Source organism: Pseudomonas sp. 30_B (assembly GCF_017491605.1).
GTDB lineage: Bacteria > Pseudomonadota > Gammaproteobacteria > Pseudomonadales > Pseudomonadaceae > Pseudomonas.
This window is the reverse complement of the sequence record NZ_JAFGYY010000214.1, coordinates 1-500: the sequence shown is the minus strand read 5'-3', so window position 1 is coordinate 500 and position 500 is coordinate 1. Positions and strand designations below refer to the sequence as shown.

Below are 500 nucleotides of genomic sequence, written 5' to 3'. Positions count from 1 at the left end.
ACCGTGGCCTGAACTCGTCGTTCATCGTCCGCAAGATCTCGTCGGGCGAAGGCGTCGAGCGTACGTTCCAGACGTACTCGCCGCTGCTCGCGAGCATCGTCGTGAAGCGCCGCGGCGACGTGCGCCGTGCGAAGCTGTACTACCTGCGCGCACGCTCGGGCACGTCGGCTCGCATCAAGGAAAAGCTGGTGTCGAAGGCACGCGCCGCGGCTGCGCAGCAGTAAGCGCGGTTCGGGGGCGTGCGCCGGCAGTCGATTGGCGCACGTTGGCCCGGCGTGGAAAAGCGCCGTGCGGGAAGCTCCCGCACGGCGCTTTTTTTTGGTTCATCGCAGAAAACCGTGGAGCCTTGGAGAACGATTGCGTAACCTGACGCCTGATTTTATGGATGTCAGGAGGCGGAATTGCTCGATCGCAAGGCACTTCAGGCACTGGGTTGCTGGACAGGCTATCGGCTGGAGCGGGTGGAGTGGCCGCAGGGCGATAGCCGCACGCTGTCGCTC

The 500-nt window shown here is 64.4% G+C and carries 1 protein-coding gene; it reads left to right on the top strand.

The features are described from left to right. Window positions 1-224: 50S ribosomal protein L19 (locus J5M67_RS27990; protein ID WP_207888619.1), on the top strand; the 224-nt coding region annotated here is incomplete at its 5' end. Window positions 225-500: the final 276 nt, after the last annotated feature.